This is a genomic window from Nocardioides sp. AX2bis (assembly GCF_902506435.1).
Taxonomy (GTDB): domain Bacteria; phylum Actinomycetota; class Actinomycetes; order Propionibacteriales; family Nocardioidaceae; genus Nocardioides.
The window spans coordinates 2,440,304-2,459,067 of sequence record NZ_LR733215.1 but is presented as its reverse complement, the minus strand read 5'-3'; the positions used below and the strand labels follow the sequence as shown (position 1 = coordinate 2,459,067).

Below are 18,764 nucleotides of genomic sequence, written 5' to 3'. Positions count from 1 at the left end.
TGGGGCGACCGGGAAGGACTGCTCATGCACTTCATGGGCACCTACACCCCGAAGCTCGACGAGAAGGGCCGGCTCTTCCTCCCGGCCAAGTTCAGGAACCGGCTCGCGGAGGGGCTCGTGGTGACGCAGGGACAGGAGCAGTGCCTGGTGGTGTGGCCCCAGGACGTCTTCGACGCCGAGGCCGACCGGGTCTCCTCCCGTCCGCTGACCAGCAAGTCCGCCCGCGCCTACACCCGCATGCTCTTCTCCAGCGGCGCCGAGGGTGCCCTGGACAAGCAGGGACGCATCTCCATCCCCACCACGCTGCGCGACTTCGCCGGGCTGGACCGCGACGTCGTGGTCATCGGTGCCCGCGACCGCCTCGAGATCTGGAACCCCGAGCGCTGGCGCGAGTACGAGCAGCAGGCGCTGCCGGAGTACGTCGACCTCGACGAGGACGACGAGTGACCCGCTCCCAGCGCTGAGGTCCCCACCGGCGCCCCACCCACGCACCACCCAGCACCTCACCCCAGCACCGTCGACAACTCCACACCCCGAACCGCAGGGCCAGGTCTCTGGTCCGCCCCGGTCCCGGCAGCACCTCCTGGGGCACCTTCCCCGGCTCCAGGCGCGCTGCCTCTTCCCCGCCGAGGCGGACAGGAGACCTGGCCCTGCGGCTCCACCAGCAGCACCCGTACGACCGGCACCACCCGCACGCCCAGCACGACCAGCACCCCCGTCACCGAGCAGCAGGGTCGAGATCATGAGCAGCACACGCCTCACCCCCGTGGCCGGTCCGGCCGCGCCGGAGGTGCGCCGCGTGCGGCACCAGGCGCGTGACGCGCTGGCCCTGATGGTGTTCTCGCTGGGCACCTCGCTGGCGCTGGCGCTGGCCCTCCTGCTCGTCTCCGTCCTGCTGACCCCGGGCAGCTGACCGCGACGATGGCCGCCCCCGCCCACGCCCCGGTCCTGCTCGACCGGGTCGTCGCCCTGCTCGCGCCCGCCCTCGACCGCCCGGGTGCGGTCCTGGTCGACGCGACCCTCGGCGCCGGCGGGCACACCGAGGCCGTGCTGGAGCGGTGCCCGCAGGCGCGCGTGATCGGCGTCGACCGCGACCGCAGCGCGCTCGACCTGGCCCGGGAGCGCCTCGCCGTGCACGGGGACCGGTTCACCGGCGTCCACGCGGTCTACGACGAGATCCCCGACGTCCTGGCCGAGCTCGGGCTCGACCACGCCGACGGCGTGCTCTTCGACCTCGGGGTCTCCTCGATGCAGCTCGACCGCGCCGAGCGCGGCTTCGCCTACGCCGTCGACGCCCCCCTCGACATGCGGATGGACGCCTCGACCGGCCCGACCGCCGCCGACGTGCTCAACGGCTACGACGCGCGGGAGCTGACCCGGGTCCTGCGCGACTACGGCGAGGAGAAGTTCGCCCGCAAGATCGCCGGCGCGATCGTCCGGCAGCGCGAGCAGGCGCCCTTCACCACCTCGCAGGCCCTGGTCGAGCTGCTCTACCGCGAGATCCCCGCCCCGGCGCGCCGGACCGGCGGGCACCCCGCCAAGCGCACCTTCCAGGCGCTGCGGATGGAGGTCAACGACGAGCTCGGCGTGCTGCGCCGCGCGATGCCCGCGGCGGTCGCCAGCCTCGGTGTCGGCGGCCGGATCGTCGTGGAGGCCTACCACTCCCTGGAGGACCGGCTCGTCAAGCAGGTCCTGACCGCCGCCACGCGCCTCGACGTCCCCGACGACCTGCCGTTCGTCCCCGAGGGCCAGGACCCGCCGCTGCGGCTGCTGACCCGCGGGGCCGAGAAGGCCGACGACGAGGAGCAGGCGACCAACCCCCGCGCCGCCTCGGTCCGGCTGCGCGCCGCCGAGCGCCTCCACCCCGACCGGCCCCCCGTCGCCGGTCACCCGCGCGATGCCCGACGTACGCCCCCGACCCACGGAGCACCCCGATGAGCAGCCCAGCCCCGCACGGTCCCTCCCGACAGCCCACCGGTCGGCAGCGCCTGCCGCGCCTGGCCGGCGACGCCGTCGAGCGCGCCCGGCTCCGGGTGGTCCCGCGCACGGCCCGGCCGCCGGCCCGGGTGCCGTTCATCGGCCTGGTCAGCCTGATCCTGCTGACCGGCGTCGTCGGGCTGCTCCTCTTCAACACCTCGCTGCAGCAGGCGTCCTTCGCGACCACCGCCCTCGAGGCCGAGGCCGACACCCTCGGCGCCCGGGAGCAGGCGCTGCGGATGGAGATCGCCGAGCAGCGCGACCCCCAGCGGATCGCCGAGCGCGCGCAGCAGATGGGCATGGTCATCCCGACCGTCCCGACCTTCCTGACCCTCGACGGCGACGTCCGCGGCGAGCGCGTGGCCGCGGTCGAGACCGACCGGTTCTCGATCGAGCCGGCGCCGGCCCCCAACCCGTACGGCACCCTGCCCTCCGCCGCGCCGGAGCCGACGCCCGACCGGACCGGTGGCGACGAGGCCCGTGCCGACGGCGCGTCGTCGTCGGGGTCGCGTGGCGACGACGGTAGTAATGAGGACCGGTCCCCGCAGCGGGACCAGCAGGACGGGCAGGACGGCCAGTGAGCAGCCCGGACAGGAGCGGACGCGTGCGACGGACCCGGACCAGCAGCCCGCGGGCGGCCCGACCCCGGCTGGGCACGGCCCGGGGCTCGAGCCCGTTCCGGCTGCGCATCGGCTTCCTCATCATCGCGGTCGTGCTGTCGGTCTTCGCCGGCCGCCTGGTCCAGCTCCAGGGCCTGGACCCCAACTCGTACGCCGCGATGGCCGCCGCCGAGGGCACCGCGGTCGTGACGCTGCCCGCGACCCGCGGCGAGATCCTGGACCGCGACGGCGAGCCCCTCGCGGACTCGGTCGCGGGCCTGATGGTCATCGCCAACCCCGAGCTGACCGCAGCCCAGGCCCCGGCGCTGGCGACCCTGCTGGCCCGCCGGCTCGACCTCGACTACGTCGAGACCCTCGAGCGGCTGCGGGTGCCGGACAGCCAGTTCCAGTACGTCGCCCGCCAGCTGCCCGCGGCGCAGGCGCAGCGGGTCGTCGACGAGGCGACCGAGGCCGGCTTCGTCGGGCTCACCACCCGCGACGACCCGATCCGCACCTACCCGGCCGGTGACGTCGCCGCCAACGTGCTGGGCTTCCTCGGACGCCCCTCCGAGTCGGGCCGCGCCCGTCCGCTGGCCGGCCTCGAGGCCACCTTCGGCGACTGGCTGGCCGGCCACGACGGCGAGGCCCGCTACCAGGTCGGCGACGGCAACCGCCTCCCGCTCGGCGAGAGCACCCTGGAGGAGGCGGAGAACGGCCAGGACCTCACCACGACGCTCGACGCCAACCTGCAGTGGTACGTCCAGCGCGCGCTGCGCGACACCGTCCGCAAGGCCGGCGGCGAGTCCGGCATCGCCATCGTCATGGACTCGAGCTCGGGCGAGGTGCTCGCCCTGGCCGACCACCCGACCTACGACGCCAGCGACCCCGAGGCGACCCCGGACCAGGAGCTCTACAAGTCGCGCGCCGTCACCGACGTCTACGAGCCCGGGTCGGTGGAGAAGGTGCTGACCATGGCCTCCCTCATCGACGCCGGCAAGGTCACGATGGACACGGAGTTCTCCGTGCCCAGCGAGCTGCCCACGGACGACGGCACCGTGGTCCACGACTACTGGGAGCACCCTCTGCTGAGGCTCACCACGGCCGGCATCGTGGCGAAGTCCTCCAACATCGGGACGGTGCTGGCGGCGGAGAAGTTCGGCAAGGGCCAGCTGCGGTCCTACCTCGAGGACTTCGGGGTCACCCGCAAGACCGGCATCGGCCTGGCCGGCGAGCAGCCCGGCCTGCTGCCGAAGCCCGTGGACTGGACCGACTCGGCGGAGGCGCGCATCGCCTTCGGTCAGTCCCTGTCGGTCACCGCGCTGCAGATGACCGCCGCCGTGAACACGATCGCCAACGGCGGCGTGCGGGTCGACCCCAGCGTCATCGAGGGCTCGGCGGTGACCGACGGCGGCACGACCGTCGGCACCGAGCAGGCCACCAGCCGTCGCGTGGTCAGCGAGGAGGCGGCCCGCCAGACCTCCTTGATGATGGAGCAGGTCCTCGACCCCGACGAGGGGTCGGCCCCCGCCGCCGCCGTGCCCGGCTACCGGGTGGCCGGCAAGACCGGTACCGCCCAGCGGGTCAACGAGGACGGCGTCTACGACGGCTCGACGACCGTCTCCTTCGGCGGCTTCGCCCCGGCCGACGACCCGCGGCTGACCGTCTACGTCGCGGTCCACGACCCCCGCGCCGGCTCGGGCGGCGGCTCGACCGCCGGTCCCGCCTTCGCCAAGATCATGGGCGTCGCCCTGCGCCACTACGGCATCCCGCCGACCGGCGCGAAGCCGGAGAAGGTGGCCATCGAGTGGGGACCGGGCGACGATAACCTCGCCCGGTGACCCCTCCTCCTGACGTCTCCGGGGCCCGTCCCGTGCGGGTCACGCCGCGCACCCCCGCCGAGGTCGCCGCCTGGGTCGCCGACCTCGCCGGCCCGCTGGACGAGACCACACGGCTGCCCGCCGACGGGCCCGGGGCGCACGCCGTGACCGGCCTGACGCTCAGCTCCCTGCGCGCCGCCCCCGGCGACCTGTACGCCGCGCTGCCCGGCGCCCGTGCGCACGGCATCATCTTCGCCCCGGACGCGGTGGCCGCCGGCGCCGTGGCCGTGCTCACCGACCCCGCCGGGGCGCAGGCGGCCGCGGACCTGGGCGCACCGCTGCCGACCGACCTCCCGGTCCTGGTGACCGCCGAGCCGCGGCGGCTCCTCGGGCGTCTCGCCGCCCGCCTGCACGGCGACCCCGCCGCGGCGCTGCGCCTGGTCGGCGTGACCGGCACCCAGGGCAAGACCACGACCACCCGCCTGCTCGAGGCGGCGCTGCAGGCCTCCGGGCGCCACGCCGGCGTGGTCGGCACCGTCGGCACCCGCGTGGACGGCGTGGACGTGCCCACCGCACTCACCACGCCCGAGGCGCCCGACCTGCACGCCCTCTTCGCGCTGATGCGCGAGCGCGGGGTGACCGACTGCGCCATGGAGGTCTCCAGCCACGCGCTGGTGCTCGGCCGCGTCGACGGGGTCGTCTTCGACGTCGCGGTGTTCCTCAACCTCGGCCGCGACCACCTCGACTTCCACGCCGACGTCGAGGAGTACTTCGCCGCCAAGGCCTCCCTGTTCGCCCCCGACCGCGCCCGCCACGCCCTGGTCAACGTCGACGACGAGCACGGACGCCGCCTGGTCGAGCTGTGCCGCGAGCGGGGCCTGGCGGTCTCCACCTTCTCCGCGACCGGTGCCCCGGCGGACTGGTGGGCCGAGGACGTCCGCGCGGACCCGGCCTCGTCCACCTTCGTGCTCCGCGGCCCCGACGGCCTCGCCGTCCCCGCGACGGTGCCGCTGCCGGGCGCCTTCAACGTGGCCAACGCCCTCGCCGCCCTCGCCGCGGCCGGCGAGGCCGGCCTGGACCCGCGCCCGCTGGCCGCCGCGCTCGGGTCCACCGACGGCGTCCCGGGCCGCTTCGAGCAGGTGGGGGAGGGCGGGGCCGACCGGCGGACCGTGCTGGTCGACTACGCCCACAAGCCCGACGCCCTCGAGGCCGCCCTGGGCACCCTGCGCCCGCTGACCCGCGGTCGCCTCGTGGTCGTGGTGGGGGCCGGGGGCGACCGGGATGCGGGCAAGCGCCCGCTGATGGGGGAGACCGCGGGCCGCCTGGCCGACCTGGTCGTGGTCACCGACGACAACCCCCGCTCCGAGGACCCGGCCACGATCCGGGCCGCGCTGCTCGCCGGGGCCGCCGACGCACGCGCCGAGGTCGTGGAGGTGGCCGGGCGACGCGCGGCGATCGCCCTGGCCCTGGGCCGCACCGGCCCCGGCGACGTGGTGCTGGTCGCCGGCAAGGGTCACGAGACCGGCCAGGAGGTCGCCGGGACGATGCACCCCTTCGACGACCGCGCCGTCGTCCGCGAGCTCCTCGCCGACCCCGAGGCGGAGCAGGAGGACGCCCGATGACCCCGTCGCGCCTCGACGCGCTGGCCCGCGTGGTCGGCGGCTCGGTCGCGGACCCGCGCGACGCCGACGTCGTCGTCGACGCCCCGGCCTACCTCGACAGCCGCGACCCGGTGCCCGGCGGCCTCTACGTCGCCGTGGTCGGTGACCGCGTCGACGGCCACGCCTATGCGGACGGCGCCCACGCGGTGCTCGGCAGCCGGGCCACCGCGGCCCCCACGGTGGTCGTCGACGACCCCGTGGTCGCGCTCGGCCGGCTGGCCCGCCACCTCCTGGACGACCTCCGCGTACCGACGCTGGCGCTCACCGGCTCCCAGGGCAAGACCGGCACGAAGGACTACCTCGCGCACGTCCTCGCCGACCACGGTCCGACCGTCGCCACCAGGGGCAACCTCAACAACGAGCTCGGGGTGCCGTTGACCGCGCTGCGCGCCGACGCCGGCACCGAGCACCTCGTGGTCGAGATGGGCGCGCGCGGCATCGGCCACGTCGCGTACCTCTGCGAGGTCGCGCCGCCGATGGTCGCCGCCGTGCTCAACGTCGGCACCGCCCACATCGGTGAGTTCGGCAGCGCGGAGGCGATCGCGCAGGCCAAGGGCGAGATCGTCGAGGCGCTGCCGCCCGGCGGCACCGCGGTGCTCAACGCCGACGACCCGCTGGTCGCTGCGATGGCGACCCGCACCCGGGCCCGCGTGCTGACCTTCGGCGGTCCGGGGGCCGACGTGGCGGGTCTCGACGTCGCGCTGGACGACCTCGGTCGGCCCACCTTCGTGCTGGCCCACGGCGCGGACCGCGCCGCCGTCCGGCTGGCCCAGGTCGGCGCCCACCAGGTCGCCAACGCCACCGCCGCCGCGGCCATGGCCCTGGCCGTCGGGGTGCCGCTGGACGCGGTCGCCGCCTCGCTCGCCACCGCGCGCGCCGCGTCGCGCTGGCGGATGGAGCTGACCGAGCGGGCCGACGGGCTCGTGGTGCTCAACGACTCCTACAACGCCAACCCCGCCTCCATGCTCGCCGCGCTCGACGCCCTGGCCGCGATCCGACGCCGTACGGGTCGGCGCGCGGTGGCGGTGCTGGGGGAGATGCTCGAGCTCGGCCCCGGCGCCGCGCAGGCCCACCGCGACGTCGGCCGCGCCGCCGCCGAGCGCGGGACCGACGTGCTGCTCGTCGTCGACGCCCCCGCCCTGGCCGACGGCGCCCGCGAGGTGGCCGGCTGGGAGGGCGAGGTCGTGGTCGTGGCGAGCCGTGACGAGGCGACCGCCTGGGTGAGGGAGAATGCCGGTGCCCGGGACGCCGTCCTGGTCAAGGCCTCCCGCGGCGCCGCGCTGGAGGAGGTCGCCGCAGCGCTCGTCGGGCCCGACCCGGCGGCCGGCGGCACCCACGACCCGACCGGAGAGGGGCCTGGCCCGATGAGCGCCCGATGAGAGCGATCCTGCTCGGTGGTGGCTTCGCCCTGCTGATCTCGCTGCTCGGCACCCGAGTCGCGATCACCCTGTTCACCCGCCGCGGCTACGGGCAGGAGATCCGCGACGACGGACCGACCACCCACCACACCAAGCGCGGCACCCCCACGATGGGCGGCGTGGTCATCATCCTGGCCACGGTGGTCGGTTACGGCCTGGCCAAGCTGATCACCCTCGAGGCCCCGTCGGCCTCGGCGCTGCTGCTGCTCTTCCTGTTCGTCGGGATGGGGGCGGTGGGCTTCCTCGACGACTTCATCAAGATCTACCGCCAGCGCAGCCTGGGCCTGCGCAGCAAGGCCAAGATGATCGGGCAGACCTCGGTCGCCCTGGTCTTCGGGCTGCTCGCCCTCTCGCCCTGGCTCGAGGACGAGTACGGCCGCACGCCCGCCTCGCACAGCGTGAGCTTCCTGCGCGACCTGGAGTGGCTGGTCCTGCCGACGGTCCTGGCGCTGCTGCTGATGTGGCTGATCAGCACCGGCTTCTCCAACGCCGTCAACCTCACCGACGGCCTCGACGGCCTGGCCACCGGTGCCAGCGTGATGGTCTTCGGCGCCTACACCCTGGTGAACATCTGGCAGAACAACCAGCTGTGCGAGTCCAACCCCGGCTCCTTCTGCTACGACGTCCGCGATCCCCTCGACCTGGCCGTGGTCGCCGCGGCCATCACCGGGGCCTGCTTCGGGTTCCTGTGGTGGAACACCTCGCCGGCCGCGATCTTCATGGGCGACACCGGCTCGCTCGCGCTGGGCGGCGCGCTGGCCGGCCTGGCGATCCTGACCCGTACCGAGCTGCTCGCGGTCGTCCTCGGCGGGATCTTCGTGCTGGAGACCCTGTCGGTGATGATCCAGGTCGGCTTCTTCAAGGCGACGAAGGGACGGCGGGTCTTCCGGATGGCACCCCTGCACCACCACTTCGAGATGCTCGGCTGGGAGCAGGTGACGGTGGTCGTCCGGTTCTGGATCATCACCGGCCTCTTCGTGGCCACCGGCCTCGGGATCTTCTACGCCGAGTGGGTGGCCCGCCTGTGAGCGCCGTGTCCCGCGACCCCGACGCCCTCGGCCGCCTCGACTCCTGGGAGGGCGTGCGCACCGTCGTCGCCGGCTTCGGTGTCTCCGGCTTCGCCGCCGCCGACAACCTGACCCACCTCGGCTCCTCCGTGCTCGCCGTCGACGAGTCCGAGGGCGACCAGGAGCGCGCCGAGAAGGCCGAGCTGCTGGAGATCCTCGGCGCCGAGGTCCGCCTCGGCGCCGGCTCGACCGCCGAGCTGCCGCCCGACGTCGACCTCGTCGTCACCTCGCCGGGCTGGCGTCCGAGCGCGCCGCTGCTGGCGCAGGCCCGTGCCCGCGGCATCCCGGTCTGGGGCGAGGTCGAGCTGGCCTGGCGGCTGCGCCACCCCGAGCACACCACCCCGTGGCTCTGCGTCACCGGCACCAACGGCAAGACCACCACCACCCAGATGCTCGACACGATCCTGCGCGCCGGTGGCCTGCGCAGCCTGGCCGTGGGCAACGTCGGGCTGCCGGTGGTCGAGGCCGTGATGGACCCCGAGCCGTACGACGTCCTCGCCGTGGAGCTCTCCAGCTTCCAGCTGCACTACACGCGGTCGATGAGCCCGCAGGCCGCGGTGGTCCTCAACATCGCCGAGGACCACCTGGACTGGTACTCCTCGATGGCCGACTACGCCGCCGACAAGGCCCGCGTCTACGAGCACGTGCAGGACGCCTGCGTCTACAACACCGCCGAGCCCCTGACCGAGCAGCTGGTCCGCGACGCCGACGTCGTCGAGGGCGCCCGCGCGGTCGGCTTCGGCCTCGAGATGCCCGCCGTGGGCATGCTCGGCCTGGTCGAGGACATCCTGGTCGACCGGGCCTTCATCCCCGAGCGCGCCACCAGCGCCGCCGAGCTGTGCACCGTCGGCGACCTCGCCTCCGACGCCCCGCACTACGTCTCGAACGCGCTGGCCGCCGCCGCGCTGGCGCGGGCCCACGGCGTCAGCCAGGTCGCGGTCCGCGACGGGCTGCGCGCCTTCCGGCCCGACGGGCACCGGATCACCGAGGTCGCCCGCCACCGCGACGTCGTCTGGGTCGACGACTCGAAGGCCACGAACCCGCACGCCGCGGCGTCCTCGCTGATGGCCTACGAGCCGGTGGTCTGGGTGGCCGGCGGTCTGGCCAAGGGCGCCCGCTTCGACGACCTCGTCCAGGCCGTCCGCGGACGCCTGCGCGGCGTCGTGCTGATCGGCCGCGACCGCGCCCTGATCGCCGAGGCGCTTTCGCGACACGCTCCCGATGTGCCGGTCCGACAGGTGGAGGCCCGCGAGGATGGGTCCACGCGAGACGACGGTGGAGCGGACCTGATGGGACGGGTCGTCGCCGCGGCGGCCGACCTGGCCGTCGCCGGGGACACGGTGCTGCTGGCACCGGGATGCGCCTCGATGGACCAGTTCACCTCCTACGCCGCGCGGGGCGACGCGTTCGCCGCCGCGGTGCGGGCCCGGACCGCCGAGGACCGCTGACCAGACCAGCCTGAGACGACCGAGGACGAGGAGGCACACGATGACCACCGTGCAGCCGGAGCGTCCGTCGGTCGCCGCCCCCGCGGACGGCCCGGCCGACCGGGTCCGGGCCCCGCTGCGCCGCGCGCCGTGGGTGCCGTGGGTGCGGTCCCTGCGCGACGCCCTCGACCGCCCGCTGACGACCTACTACGTGCTGATCGGCTCGGCGTCGCTGCTGCTGACGATCGGGCTGATCATGGTGCTCTCGGCCTCCAGCGTGCAGGCCTTCGCCGACACCGGGGACTCGTACTCGATCGTGCGGCGCCAGCTGATGTGGGCCGCGGTCGGGCTGCCGGTCGCGTTCCTGGCCAGCCGCCTGCCGCACCGCCTGGTCCGCAACCTGGCCTACCCCGCCTTCTCCTTCTCACTGGTGCTCCTGCTGATGACGGCCTTCCTGGGCGTCGAGGTCAACGGCAACACCAACTGGCTGGCCGTCGGGCCGCTGCTGATCCAGCCCTCGGAGATCGCGAAGTTCTCCCTGGTGCTGTGGGCCGCGCACATCTACGCCAACAAGGAGCGCCGCCTCGGCAGCCTGCACGAGGTCCTGGTGCCGGTCGTCCCGGGCATGGTCCTGGCCACCGGCCTGGTGGTGCTCGGCCGCGACCTCGGCACCGCCATGGTCTTCTTCGCGATCCTGCTCGGCATGCTCTGGGTGGTCGGGGCGCCGGCCCGCCTCTTCGTGCTCTCGCTCAGCCTGGTCAGCGTGGTGGCGGGCGTGCTCGCGGCCACCAACGCCGAGCGGCTCAAGCGGCTGACCAACTTCCTGGACCCCTTCCAGGACTACTACGACGCCGGCTGGCAGCCCGCCCACGGGCTGTACGCGATGTCCAGCGGCGGCTGGTTCGGCGAGGGGATCGGGGCGAGCCAGCAGAAGTGGGGCACCCTGACCGCGGCCCACACCGACTTCATCTTCGCGGTCCTCGGCGAGGAGCTCGGCCTGGTCGGCACCCTGCTCGTGATCGGTCTCTTCCTGGCCCTGGCCTGGGCCGCGCTCGGGATCGCGCGCCGCACGACGGACCCGTTCGTGCGCTACGCGACCTTCGGCATCGTGGTCTGGCTGATCGGCCAGATGATCGTCAACGTCGGGATGGTGCTCGCTCTGCTCCCCGTGATCGGGATCCCGCTGCCCCTGGTCTCCTACGGCGGCTCCGGCCTGGTGCCGACCCTGGCGGCGCTCGGCCTGCTCGTCGGCTTCGCCCGGCGCGAGCCCGAGGCCGCCGCGGCGCTGGCCGCACGCCGCCGCCGTGCCTCCTCCGGCCTGATGGCGAGGCGGTGAGCGTGGTGCGCGTCCTGCTCGCCGGTGGCGGCACCGCCGGCCACACCTCGCCGCTGCTGGCCACCGCCGACGCCCTGACCCGGCTCGACCCGACCGTCGAGATCACCTGCCTGGGCACCCCGCGGGGCCTGGAGAACCAGGTCGTCCCGGCCGCCGGCTACCCCCTCGAGCTCGTCCCGCCGGTGCCGCTGCCCCGCTCGCTGTCCCTCGACCTGCTCAAGGTGCCCGGGCGCGTCCGCGCCGCGGCGAAGGCGGCCGGCGAGGTGCTCGACCGGGTGCGTCCCGACGTCGTCGTCGGCTACGGCGGCTACGTCTCGGTGCCGGCCTACCTCGCCGCGCGGCGCCGGCGGCTGCCGGTCGTGGTCCACGAGCAGAACGCGCTGCCCGGCCTCGGCAACAAGGTGGGTGCGCGCGTCGCCCGGCGGGTCGCGGTCAGCTTCCCCGGCACCGACCTCCGCCACGCCGAGGTGGTCGGGCTGCCGCTGCGCCGGATGATCTCCGGGCTCGACCGCGACGCGGTCCGCGAGGAGGCCCGGGCCTTCTTCGGCCTCGACCCCGACGTGCCGACCCTGGTCGTCACCGGCGGCTCGCAGGGCGCCCGGCGGATCAACCAGGCCGTGTCCGGCGCGGCCGAGCTGCTCGGGCTCTCGGGCGTGCAGGTCCTGCACGTCATCGGCGCCAAGGGCGAGGTGCCCGACGACGTCGCGCGCCCCTCCCGCCGCGACGGCGGCGACGGCCCGGCGTACGTCGTGGAGCGGTTCGTCGAGCGGATGGACCTGCTGCTGGCCGCCGGGGACCTGATGATCTGCCGTGCCGGCGCCAACAGCGTGGCCGAGGCGGCCGCGGTCGGCCTGCCCGCGGTGTTCGTGCCCCTGCCGATCGGCAACGGCGAGCAGCGCCGCAACGCCGAGCCGGTCGTCAGCGCCGGGGGAGCCCTCCTGGTCGACGACGCCGACCTCGACCCCGGCTGGGTCAGCGCGACCGTACCGGGCCTGCTGGCCGACCCCGACAAGCTGGCCGTGATGGGCCGGGCCGCGTCCACGCTGGTGCCCGCGGACGCCGACGAGCGGCTGGCCCGGATCGTGCTCGAGGTCGCCGCCGGCGGCGGGCGCGGCGGGGGCGGCGCATGAGGCTGCCCGTGCCGGAGCAGGTGCCCGCCGCCGAGGAGCTCGGCCGGGTCCACTTCGTCGGGGCCGGCGGTGCCGGGCTGTCGGCGATCGCGCGCGTGATGGCCCAGCGCGGCCTCCCGGTGACCGGCAGCGACGACCAGGACACGCCCTTCCTGCCGGCCCTGCGCGAGGTCGGCGTCGGGCTGCACCACGGCTACGCCGCCGACCACCTCGGCGACGCCGACACCGTCGTCGTGACCACGGCCGCCCGCGAGGACAACCCCGAGGTGCTCGAGGCGCGCCGGCGCGGCCTGCTGCTGCTGCCGCGCTCGGCCGGCCTCGAGTCCGTCCTGCGCGGCCGGAGGCTGCTGGCCGTGGCCGGCACGCACGGCAAGACCACGACCACCTCGCTGCTCACCGTCGCGATGCTCGAGGCCGGGGCCGACCCGTCCTACACCGTCGGCGGCGTGCTCTCGGCGACCGGCCGCAACGCCGACCACGGCTCCGGCGGGGACTTCGTCGCCGAGGCCGACGAGAGCGACGGCGCGTTCCTCGTCTACCACCCGTACGCCGCGCTGGTCACCAACGTCGAGTCCGACCACCTCGACCAGTGGGGGACCGAGGAGGCGTACGCCGCGGCGTTCGACGAGTTCGCCGACCGCGTCGACCCCGACGGCTTCCTGGTCGCCTGCGTCGACAACGCCGGGGCCGCCCGGCTCGCCGAGCGCCAGCGCGCCCAGGGCCGCACCGTGGTCGCCGTCGGCGAGCACCCCGACGCGGAGGTGCGCGCCACCGACCTCGTCCTGGAGGGCACGACCTCGGCGTTCACCGTCGTCGACCGCGGGGTCGAGCTGGGCCGGGTCGTGCTGGCCATCCCCGGGCGGCACTACGTCGTCGACGCGCTGGCCGCGCTCACGGTGGGCCTGCGCCTGGGCCACCCGTTCGAGGCGCTGGCCCGCGGCCTGGCCTCGTTCACCGGCACGCAGCGCCGGATGGAGCCCAAGGGGGAGGCCGGCGGCGTCCGGGTCTACGACTCCTACGCCCACCACCCCGTCGAGATCGCCGCCGACCTCGAGGCCGCCCGCGCCGTCGCCGGCACCGGTCGGCTGCTCGTGGTGTTCCAGCCCCACCTGGTCTCGCGCACCCGCCTGCTCGGCGCCGCGATGGGCCACGCGCTGGGCGCGGCCGACGAGGTGGTCGTCCTCGACGTCTACCTCGCCCGCGAGGACGCCGACCCCGCCGTCACCGGTGCGCTGGTGGCCGACGCCGTCCCGCTGCCGTCCGTCCACGTGCACTTCGAGCCCGACCACGACGCCGCGGTGGACGCCGTCGCGGCCAGCGCCCGCCCGGGCGACCTGGTGCTGACCCTCGGCGCCGGTGACGTGACCCGGCTCGGGCCGCGCGTGCTCGCCCGGCTGGGGGAGGACGAGCGATGACCGACCTCACCGACCGGACGCAGACCAGCGGCCGGGCCGTCACCCCCTCCCCGGAGCAGGCGCGCCGGGCCCGGCAGGTCGAGCGCAGCCGCCGCCGCTTCGCCCGCCGCCAGTGGCGTCGCCGCTGGCGCGTGTGGCGGCTGGTGCTGGCGTTCCTGGTGGTCACCGCCCTGGTCGCGGGTGCGGTCCACGCCGTCTACTTCTCCAGCTGGCTCGCGGTCTCCGAGGTCGAGGTCCGCGGTGAGCAGACCCTGTCGGCGGCCCAGGTCACCGAGGCCGCGGCCGTGCCGACGGGAGGCCCGCTGGCGACCGCCGACCTCGAGTCCGTACGCCTGCGCGTGGGCAGCCTGGCCCTGGTCCGCGAGGTCGAGGTGACCCGGTCGTGGCCCGGCACGGTCGTGATCGACGTCGTCGAGCGCGAGCCGGTCGCGGCCGTCGCGGTCGGGCAGGAGCTGCGGGGCCTTGACGAGGAGGGCACCGTGCTGACACCGGTCGGCCCGGACTCCGGGCTGCCGCGGGTCGAGACGTCGCGCGAGGTCGGGCCGGAGGCGCTGGCCGAGGCCGCCGGCGTGGTCGGGGCGATGCCCGACGACCTCGCCGCGGCCGTCGACCACCTCGAGGTGGAGACGGTCGACCAGATCACCCTGGAGCTGCGCGCCGGGGCCCTGGTGCGGTGGGGGAGCGCCGCCCAGTCCGAGCAGAAGGCCGCCGTGCTCGCCGCGCTGCTGCGCGAGGGCGGGGCCGCGGAGTACGACGTCAGCGTCCCCGGCCTGCCCACGACCCGCGGCTGATCCCTGCCGCAGCGTCCGTCCGGCGTGCCGCGAAGAAATATGTCGACACGGCGGCGTGTCTGCGCGGGGTGCGGCGGCGCGCTGCCTAGGTTCTTCACCACGACGAGGTTGACATAACTATAACCCTCCACCAGAGGGTCACAGTTGTCAGCTGCAGGCTTCCCCGGTCCTCGTCGGCACAGTCCCCATCGTCCGCACCCGGAACCAAGCAACCACGAGAGGTGGAGCCGCCGTGGCAGCTGCACAGAACTACCTGGCCATCATCAAGGTCGTGGGCATCGGCGGTGGCGGGGTCAACGCCGTCAACCGCATGATCGAGATCGGGCTCAAGGGCGTCGAGTTCATCGCGATCAACACCGACGCCCAGGCCCTGCTCATGAGCGACGCCGACGTCAAGCTCGACATCGGCCGCGAGCTCACCCGCGGCCTCGGCGCCGGCGCCAACCCCGAGGTCGGGGGACAGGCTGCCGAGGACCACGCCGACGAGATCGAGGAGGTGCTCAAGGGCGCCGACATGGTCTTCGTCACCGCCGGCGAGGGCGGCGGCACCGGCACCGGCGGCGCGCCGGTCGTGGCGCGCATCGCCCGCTCGCTGGGCGCGCTGACCATCGGCGTCGTGACCCGCCCGTTCGCCTTCGAGGGGCGTCGTCGGGCCAACTCGGCCGAGGAGGGCATCGCCGGGCTCCGCGAGGAGGTCGACACCCTCATCGTGATCCCCAACGACCGGCTGCTCTCGATCAGCGACCGCAACGTCTCGGTGCTCGACGCCTTCAAGCAGGCCGACCAGGTCCTGCTCCAGGGCGTCTCGGGCATCACCGACCTGATCACCACCCCCGGGCTGATCAACCTCGACTTCGCCGACGTCAAGTCGGTCATGGCCAACGCCGGCTCCGCCCTGATGGGCATCGGATCGGCGCGTGGCGAGGACCGCTCGGTCGCCGCGGCCGAGATGGCCGTGAGCAGCCCGCTGCTCGAGGCCTCCATCGACGGCGCCTACGGCGTGCTCCTCTCCATCGCCGGCGGCTCCGACCTCGGCCTCTTCGAGATCAACGAGGCCGCCGCCCTGGTCGCCGAGGCCGCCCACGTCGACGCCAACATCATCTTCGGCGCGACCATCGACGACGCCCTGGGCGACGAGGTGCGGGTGACGGTGATCGCCGCCGGCTTCGACGGGGGACAGCCCAAGCGTCGTGACGAGGGCACCGTGCTGCGTCGCGAGCCGAAGGCGCAGCCGGCCGAGGTGCGCGCGCCCGCGCCGGCGCGCACGCAGGCCCCGCAGCGCACCGAGCAGCCTCGTCAGGCACAGCCGGTCGGCGTGGCCCAGCAGCGCACCGCACCGCCGGCTCCCGCCCAGCAGGACCGCCAGCCCGAGCGTCAGCCCGAGCGTCAGCCCGAGCGCCCGGCCCCGCGGCCGGTGCAGTTCGACGACGACGAGCTCGACGTCCCGGACTTCCTGAAGTAGTCGGTGTTCTGGTTCCGGGGGTCGGTGGAGGGCGGGGTGCGCGTGGACGTCGCCTTCACCGACGCCAGCCTCGACCTCGCCGGCCGCCGGCCGGGGTTCGCCGACGACCTCGGCCGGCTGCAGGAGGAGTGCGGGGTCGCCTTCGCCTGCCTCAGCCAGGTGCACGGCGAGGAGGTGGTCGTCGTCGACCGGCCCGCTCCCGCTCCGCCCCACCACGGCATTCCGACAGCGGACGCCCTGGTCACCACGACCCCGGGCGTCGGGCTGATGGTCCGTGCCGCGGACTGCGTCCCGGTCGTCCTCGCCGACCCGGTCGCCGGGGTGGTCGGGGCCGTCCACGCCGGTCGCGGCGGGATGGTGCTGGACGTGACCACCCGAGCGGTCGAGGCCATGGAGGCCCGGGGGGCGACCCGCGGTGACCTGCACGCCTGGGTGGGGCCGCACGTCTGCGGCTCCTGCTACGAGGTCCCGGCCGCGATGCGCGACGAGGTCTGTGCCGTCGTCCCCGAGGCCTGGGCCGAGACGAGCTGGGGCACGCCGTCGGTCGACGTCGGCCGTGGTGTCCGGACCCAGCTCGACCGGGCCGGCGTCGAGGTCGTGGACGTCGGCGGCTGCACCCGGGAGGAGCCGGCCCTGCCGTCCTACCGGCGCGACGGCGCGGACTCCGGACGCCTGGCCGGCCTGGTGTGGTTCTCGTGAGCACCCGTGCCGACGAGCTGGCCGCAGGCCTGGACCGGGTGCGCGAGCGCCTGGCCGGGGCCTGCCGCGACGCCGGCCGTGACCCCGGCGACGTCGCGCTGACCGTGGTCACCAAGTTCTTCCCCGCTTCCGACGTCCGCCTCCTGGCCGACCTCGGCGTGACCGAGGTGGCCGAGAACCGGCACCAGGAGGCCCTGGCCAAGCGCGAGGAGCTGGCCGACCTCGGTCTCCGCTGGCACTTCGTCGGCGGCCTGCAGAGCAACAAGGCCGCCGCCCTGGTGGCCTGGGCCGACGTGGTGCAGTCCGTGGACCGCGTCAAGCTCGTGGCCCCGCTGGCCCGGGGTGCCGAGCGGGAGGGCCGTGAGGTCGACGTGCTGGTCCAGGTCTCCCTGGACCCGCCCGGCGCCGACCAGCGCGCCGGTGCCGACCCCGACGACCTGCCTGCCCTCGCCGACGCGGTCGAGGCCGCGGAGGGCCTGCACCTGCGCGGCCTGATGGCGGTGGCGCCGAACGACGGCGACCCCGCCCGCGCCTTCGACCTGCTGGCCGGGCTGCACGCCCGGCTGCGTGAGCAGCACCCCCGCGCCGAGGAGCTCTCGGCCGGGATGAGCGGCGACCTCGAGGTCGCCGTGATGGCCGGAGCGACACGCGTACGCGTGGGTTCCGCCATCCTCGGATCGCGGCCGTCGGTCGCGTAGTGTCCACACCACCTGGGAGCGCCGCCGTCTGGCGCGACCGACGTAGCGGAAGGTTCATCTCATGAGCGGCGGAATGCGCAAGATCGGCGAGTACCTCGGCCTGCTCGAGGACACCGGTCGGTACGACGAGCACGACCTCGAGGACAGCCACACCGACCAGCAGCCCGCCGCCGTCGGTGCCGGTCGTCAGACCCGCACCCGCGAGCCGCGTCCGGCCGCCGTCGCCGACCTGTCCGAGCGCCGGGGCCGTGGCCCCGTCGCGACGCCCGGTCCCGCGGGCGCCCCGATCGGCACCGTCGCGGAGCTGTCGGTGATCACCACGCTGCACCCCAGCACCTACAACGAGGCCCGCACCGTGGGGGAGAACTTCCGCGACGGCACGCCGGTGATCATGAACCTCTCGGAGATGGACGACGCGGACGCCAAGCGTCTCGTCGACTTCGCCGCCGGGCTGGTCTTTGCCACGCGTGGCAGCATCGAGCGCATCACCAACAAGGTGTTCCTGCTCTCCCCGCCCAACGTCTCGGTCGCCGCTGAGGACAAGCAGCGGATCGCCGAGGGCGGGTTCTTCAACCAGAGCTGAGGCTGTTCCTTGCAGATCGTCGGACAGGTCATCGAGGCCGTCCTCTGGCTGTTCATCGCGTGCATGTGGATCCGGTTCGTCGTGGACTGGGTCCAGGTGTTCGCGCGTTCGTGGTCGCCCAGCGGTCCGCTGCTGGTGGCGCTGGAGGTCGTCTACTCCGTCACCGACCCCCCGATCAAGGCCCTGCGCAAGGTGGTGCCGCCGCTGCGGCTGGGCAGCGTGGCCCTGGACCTGTCGTTCATCATCGTGCTGATCAGTGCGCTGATCCTGCAGTCGCTGAACCGCTCGCTGCTGCTCTCCTGACTCCCTGGTCACACCGGCCCCACGCAGGCGCTATTGTCTGCCGAGGCGTCCGCCGCGACCTGCGGACGGCGCCGACCGAGGGCCACCGGCCCCGACAACGTGAGCTTCGAGAACGAATTGGGTGAGGTCATGCCGCTGACGCCTGAGGACGTGAGCAACAAGCGCTTTACGCCTGTCCGGCTCCGTGAGGGCTACGACATGGGAGAGGTCGACCAGTTCCTGGACGAGGTGGAGGCCGAGCTGGCCCGCCTCACCAAGGAGAACGACGACCTCCGCGCCAAGCTCGCCTCCGCGCAGGGCGCCGACTCCGGGTCCGACGAGTCGCCGACGAAGGCCACGCCTGCGGCTGCAGCCCCCGTGTCGAAGCCGACCCCGGAGCCG

At 74.6% G+C, this 18,764-nt stretch carries 19 protein-coding genes; all 19 read left to right on the top strand.

All coding sequences use genetic code 11. The features are described from left to right. The first annotated feature begins 24 nt into the window (after nucleotides 1–24). Complete coding sequence (gene mraZ, locus GV155_RS11755; RefSeq protein WP_160008137.1) at nucleotides 25–447, top strand: division/cell wall cluster transcriptional repressor MraZ; 423 nt, start codon at nucleotides 25–27, stop codon at nucleotides 445–447. Between the two features lie 295 nt (nucleotides 448–742). Beyond that, a complete protein-coding gene (locus GV155_RS11750; RefSeq protein WP_160008135.1) occupies nucleotides 743–913 on the top strand; it encodes a hypothetical protein in 171 nt (56 codons plus the stop codon). Nucleotides 914–921: 8 nt separating this feature from the next. Next, nucleotides 922–1,938, top strand: coding sequence for a 16S rRNA (cytosine(1402)-N(4))-methyltransferase RsmH (gene rsmH / locus GV155_RS11745; protein WP_160008133.1), 1,017 nt, complete (start codon nucleotides 922–924; stop codon nucleotides 1,936–1,938). After that, complete coding sequence (locus GV155_RS11740) at nucleotides 1,935–2,558, top strand: hypothetical protein (RefSeq protein ID WP_160008131.1); 624 nt, start codon at nucleotides 1,935–1,937, stop codon at nucleotides 2,556–2,558. Before rsmH ends, GV155_RS11740 begins: the two co-directional genes overlap by 4 nt. 23 nt (nucleotides 2,559–2,581) lie before the next feature. Further along, on the top strand, nucleotides 2,582–4,414 hold the full coding sequence (locus GV155_RS11735) for a peptidoglycan D,D-transpeptidase FtsI family protein (RefSeq protein ID WP_236554279.1): 1,833 nt from the start codon (nucleotides 2,582–2,584) through the stop codon (nucleotides 4,412–4,414). A gap of 95 nt (nucleotides 4,415–4,509) precedes the next feature. Next, on the top strand, nucleotides 4,510–6,015 hold the full coding sequence (locus GV155_RS11730) for a UDP-N-acetylmuramoyl-L-alanyl-D-glutamate--2,6-diaminopimelate ligase (RefSeq protein WP_328820825.1): 1,506 nt from the start codon (nucleotides 4,510–4,512) through the stop codon (nucleotides 6,013–6,015). Continuing rightward, a complete protein-coding gene (locus GV155_RS11725; RefSeq protein WP_160008129.1) occupies nucleotides 6,012–7,433 on the top strand; it encodes a UDP-N-acetylmuramoyl-tripeptide--D-alanyl-D-alanine ligase in 1,422 nt (473 codons plus the stop codon). Before GV155_RS11730 ends, GV155_RS11725 begins: the two co-directional genes overlap by 4 nt. Continuing rightward, complete coding sequence (gene mraY, locus GV155_RS11720) at nucleotides 7,430–8,500, top strand: phospho-N-acetylmuramoyl-pentapeptide-transferase (protein WP_160008127.1); 1,071 nt, start codon at nucleotides 7,430–7,432, stop codon at nucleotides 8,498–8,500. The genes GV155_RS11725 and mraY overlap by 4 nt, the downstream gene beginning before the upstream one ends. After that, on the top strand, nucleotides 8,482–9,987 hold the full coding sequence (gene murD, locus GV155_RS11715; protein ID WP_442938841.1) for a UDP-N-acetylmuramoyl-L-alanine--D-glutamate ligase: 1,506 nt from the start codon (nucleotides 8,482–8,484) through the stop codon (nucleotides 9,985–9,987). Before mraY ends, murD begins: the two co-directional genes overlap by 19 nt. Before the next feature lie 40 nt (nucleotides 9,988–10,027). Beyond that, entirely contained in the window at nucleotides 10,028–11,302 is a 1,275-nt protein-coding gene (ftsW, locus tag GV155_RS11710; RefSeq protein WP_160008125.1) for a putative lipid II flippase FtsW, read from the top strand. Between the two features lie 5 nt (nucleotides 11,303–11,307). Beyond that, nucleotides 11,308–12,432, top strand: coding sequence for an undecaprenyldiphospho-muramoylpentapeptide beta-N-acetylglucosaminyltransferase (gene murG, locus GV155_RS11705; RefSeq protein WP_160011241.1), 1,125 nt, complete (start codon nucleotides 11,308–11,310; stop codon nucleotides 12,430–12,432). Continuing rightward, a complete protein-coding gene (murC, locus tag GV155_RS11700; protein WP_160008123.1) occupies nucleotides 12,429–13,847 on the top strand; it encodes a UDP-N-acetylmuramate--L-alanine ligase in 1,419 nt (472 codons plus the stop codon). Before murG ends, murC begins: the two co-directional genes overlap by 4 nt. Then, nucleotides 13,844–14,638 carry a cell division protein FtsQ/DivIB gene (locus GV155_RS11695; RefSeq protein WP_160008121.1) on the top strand — a complete coding sequence of 265 codons (795 nt, stop codon included), beginning with the start codon at nucleotides 13,844–13,846 and terminating at the stop codon, nucleotides 14,636–14,638. Before murC ends, GV155_RS11695 begins: the two co-directional genes overlap by 4 nt. 232 nt (nucleotides 14,639–14,870) lie before the next feature. Then, nucleotides 14,871–16,100, top strand: coding sequence for a cell division protein FtsZ (ftsZ, locus tag GV155_RS11690; RefSeq protein WP_160008119.1), 1,230 nt, complete (start codon nucleotides 14,871–14,873; stop codon nucleotides 16,098–16,100). Between the two features lie 3 nt (nucleotides 16,101–16,103). Continuing rightward, the gene (gene pgeF, locus GV155_RS11685) at nucleotides 16,104–16,799 is read left to right on the top strand and encodes a peptidoglycan editing factor PgeF (protein WP_160008117.1); all 696 of its coding nucleotides are present in this window, start codon (nucleotides 16,104–16,106) and stop codon (nucleotides 16,797–16,799) included. Then, nucleotides 16,796–17,497, top strand: a complete 702-nt coding sequence (locus GV155_RS11680; RefSeq protein ID WP_160008115.1) for a YggS family pyridoxal phosphate-dependent enzyme — start codon at nucleotides 16,796–16,798, stop codon at nucleotides 17,495–17,497. The genes pgeF and GV155_RS11680 overlap by 4 nt, the downstream gene beginning before the upstream one ends. Before the next feature lie 61 nt (nucleotides 17,498–17,558). After that, entirely contained in the window at nucleotides 17,559–18,080 is a 522-nt protein-coding gene (locus GV155_RS11675; protein ID WP_160008113.1) for a cell division protein SepF, read from the top strand. Nucleotides 18,081–18,089: 9 nt separating this feature from the next. Continuing rightward, complete coding sequence (locus tag GV155_RS11670) at nucleotides 18,090–18,383, top strand: YggT family protein (protein WP_160008111.1); 294 nt, start codon at nucleotides 18,090–18,092, stop codon at nucleotides 18,381–18,383. Between the two features lie 129 nt (nucleotides 18,384–18,512). Then, on the top strand, nucleotides 18,513–18,764 hold a 252-nt coding region (locus tag GV155_RS20735; protein ID WP_236554277.1), incomplete at its 3' end, for a DivIVA domain-containing protein.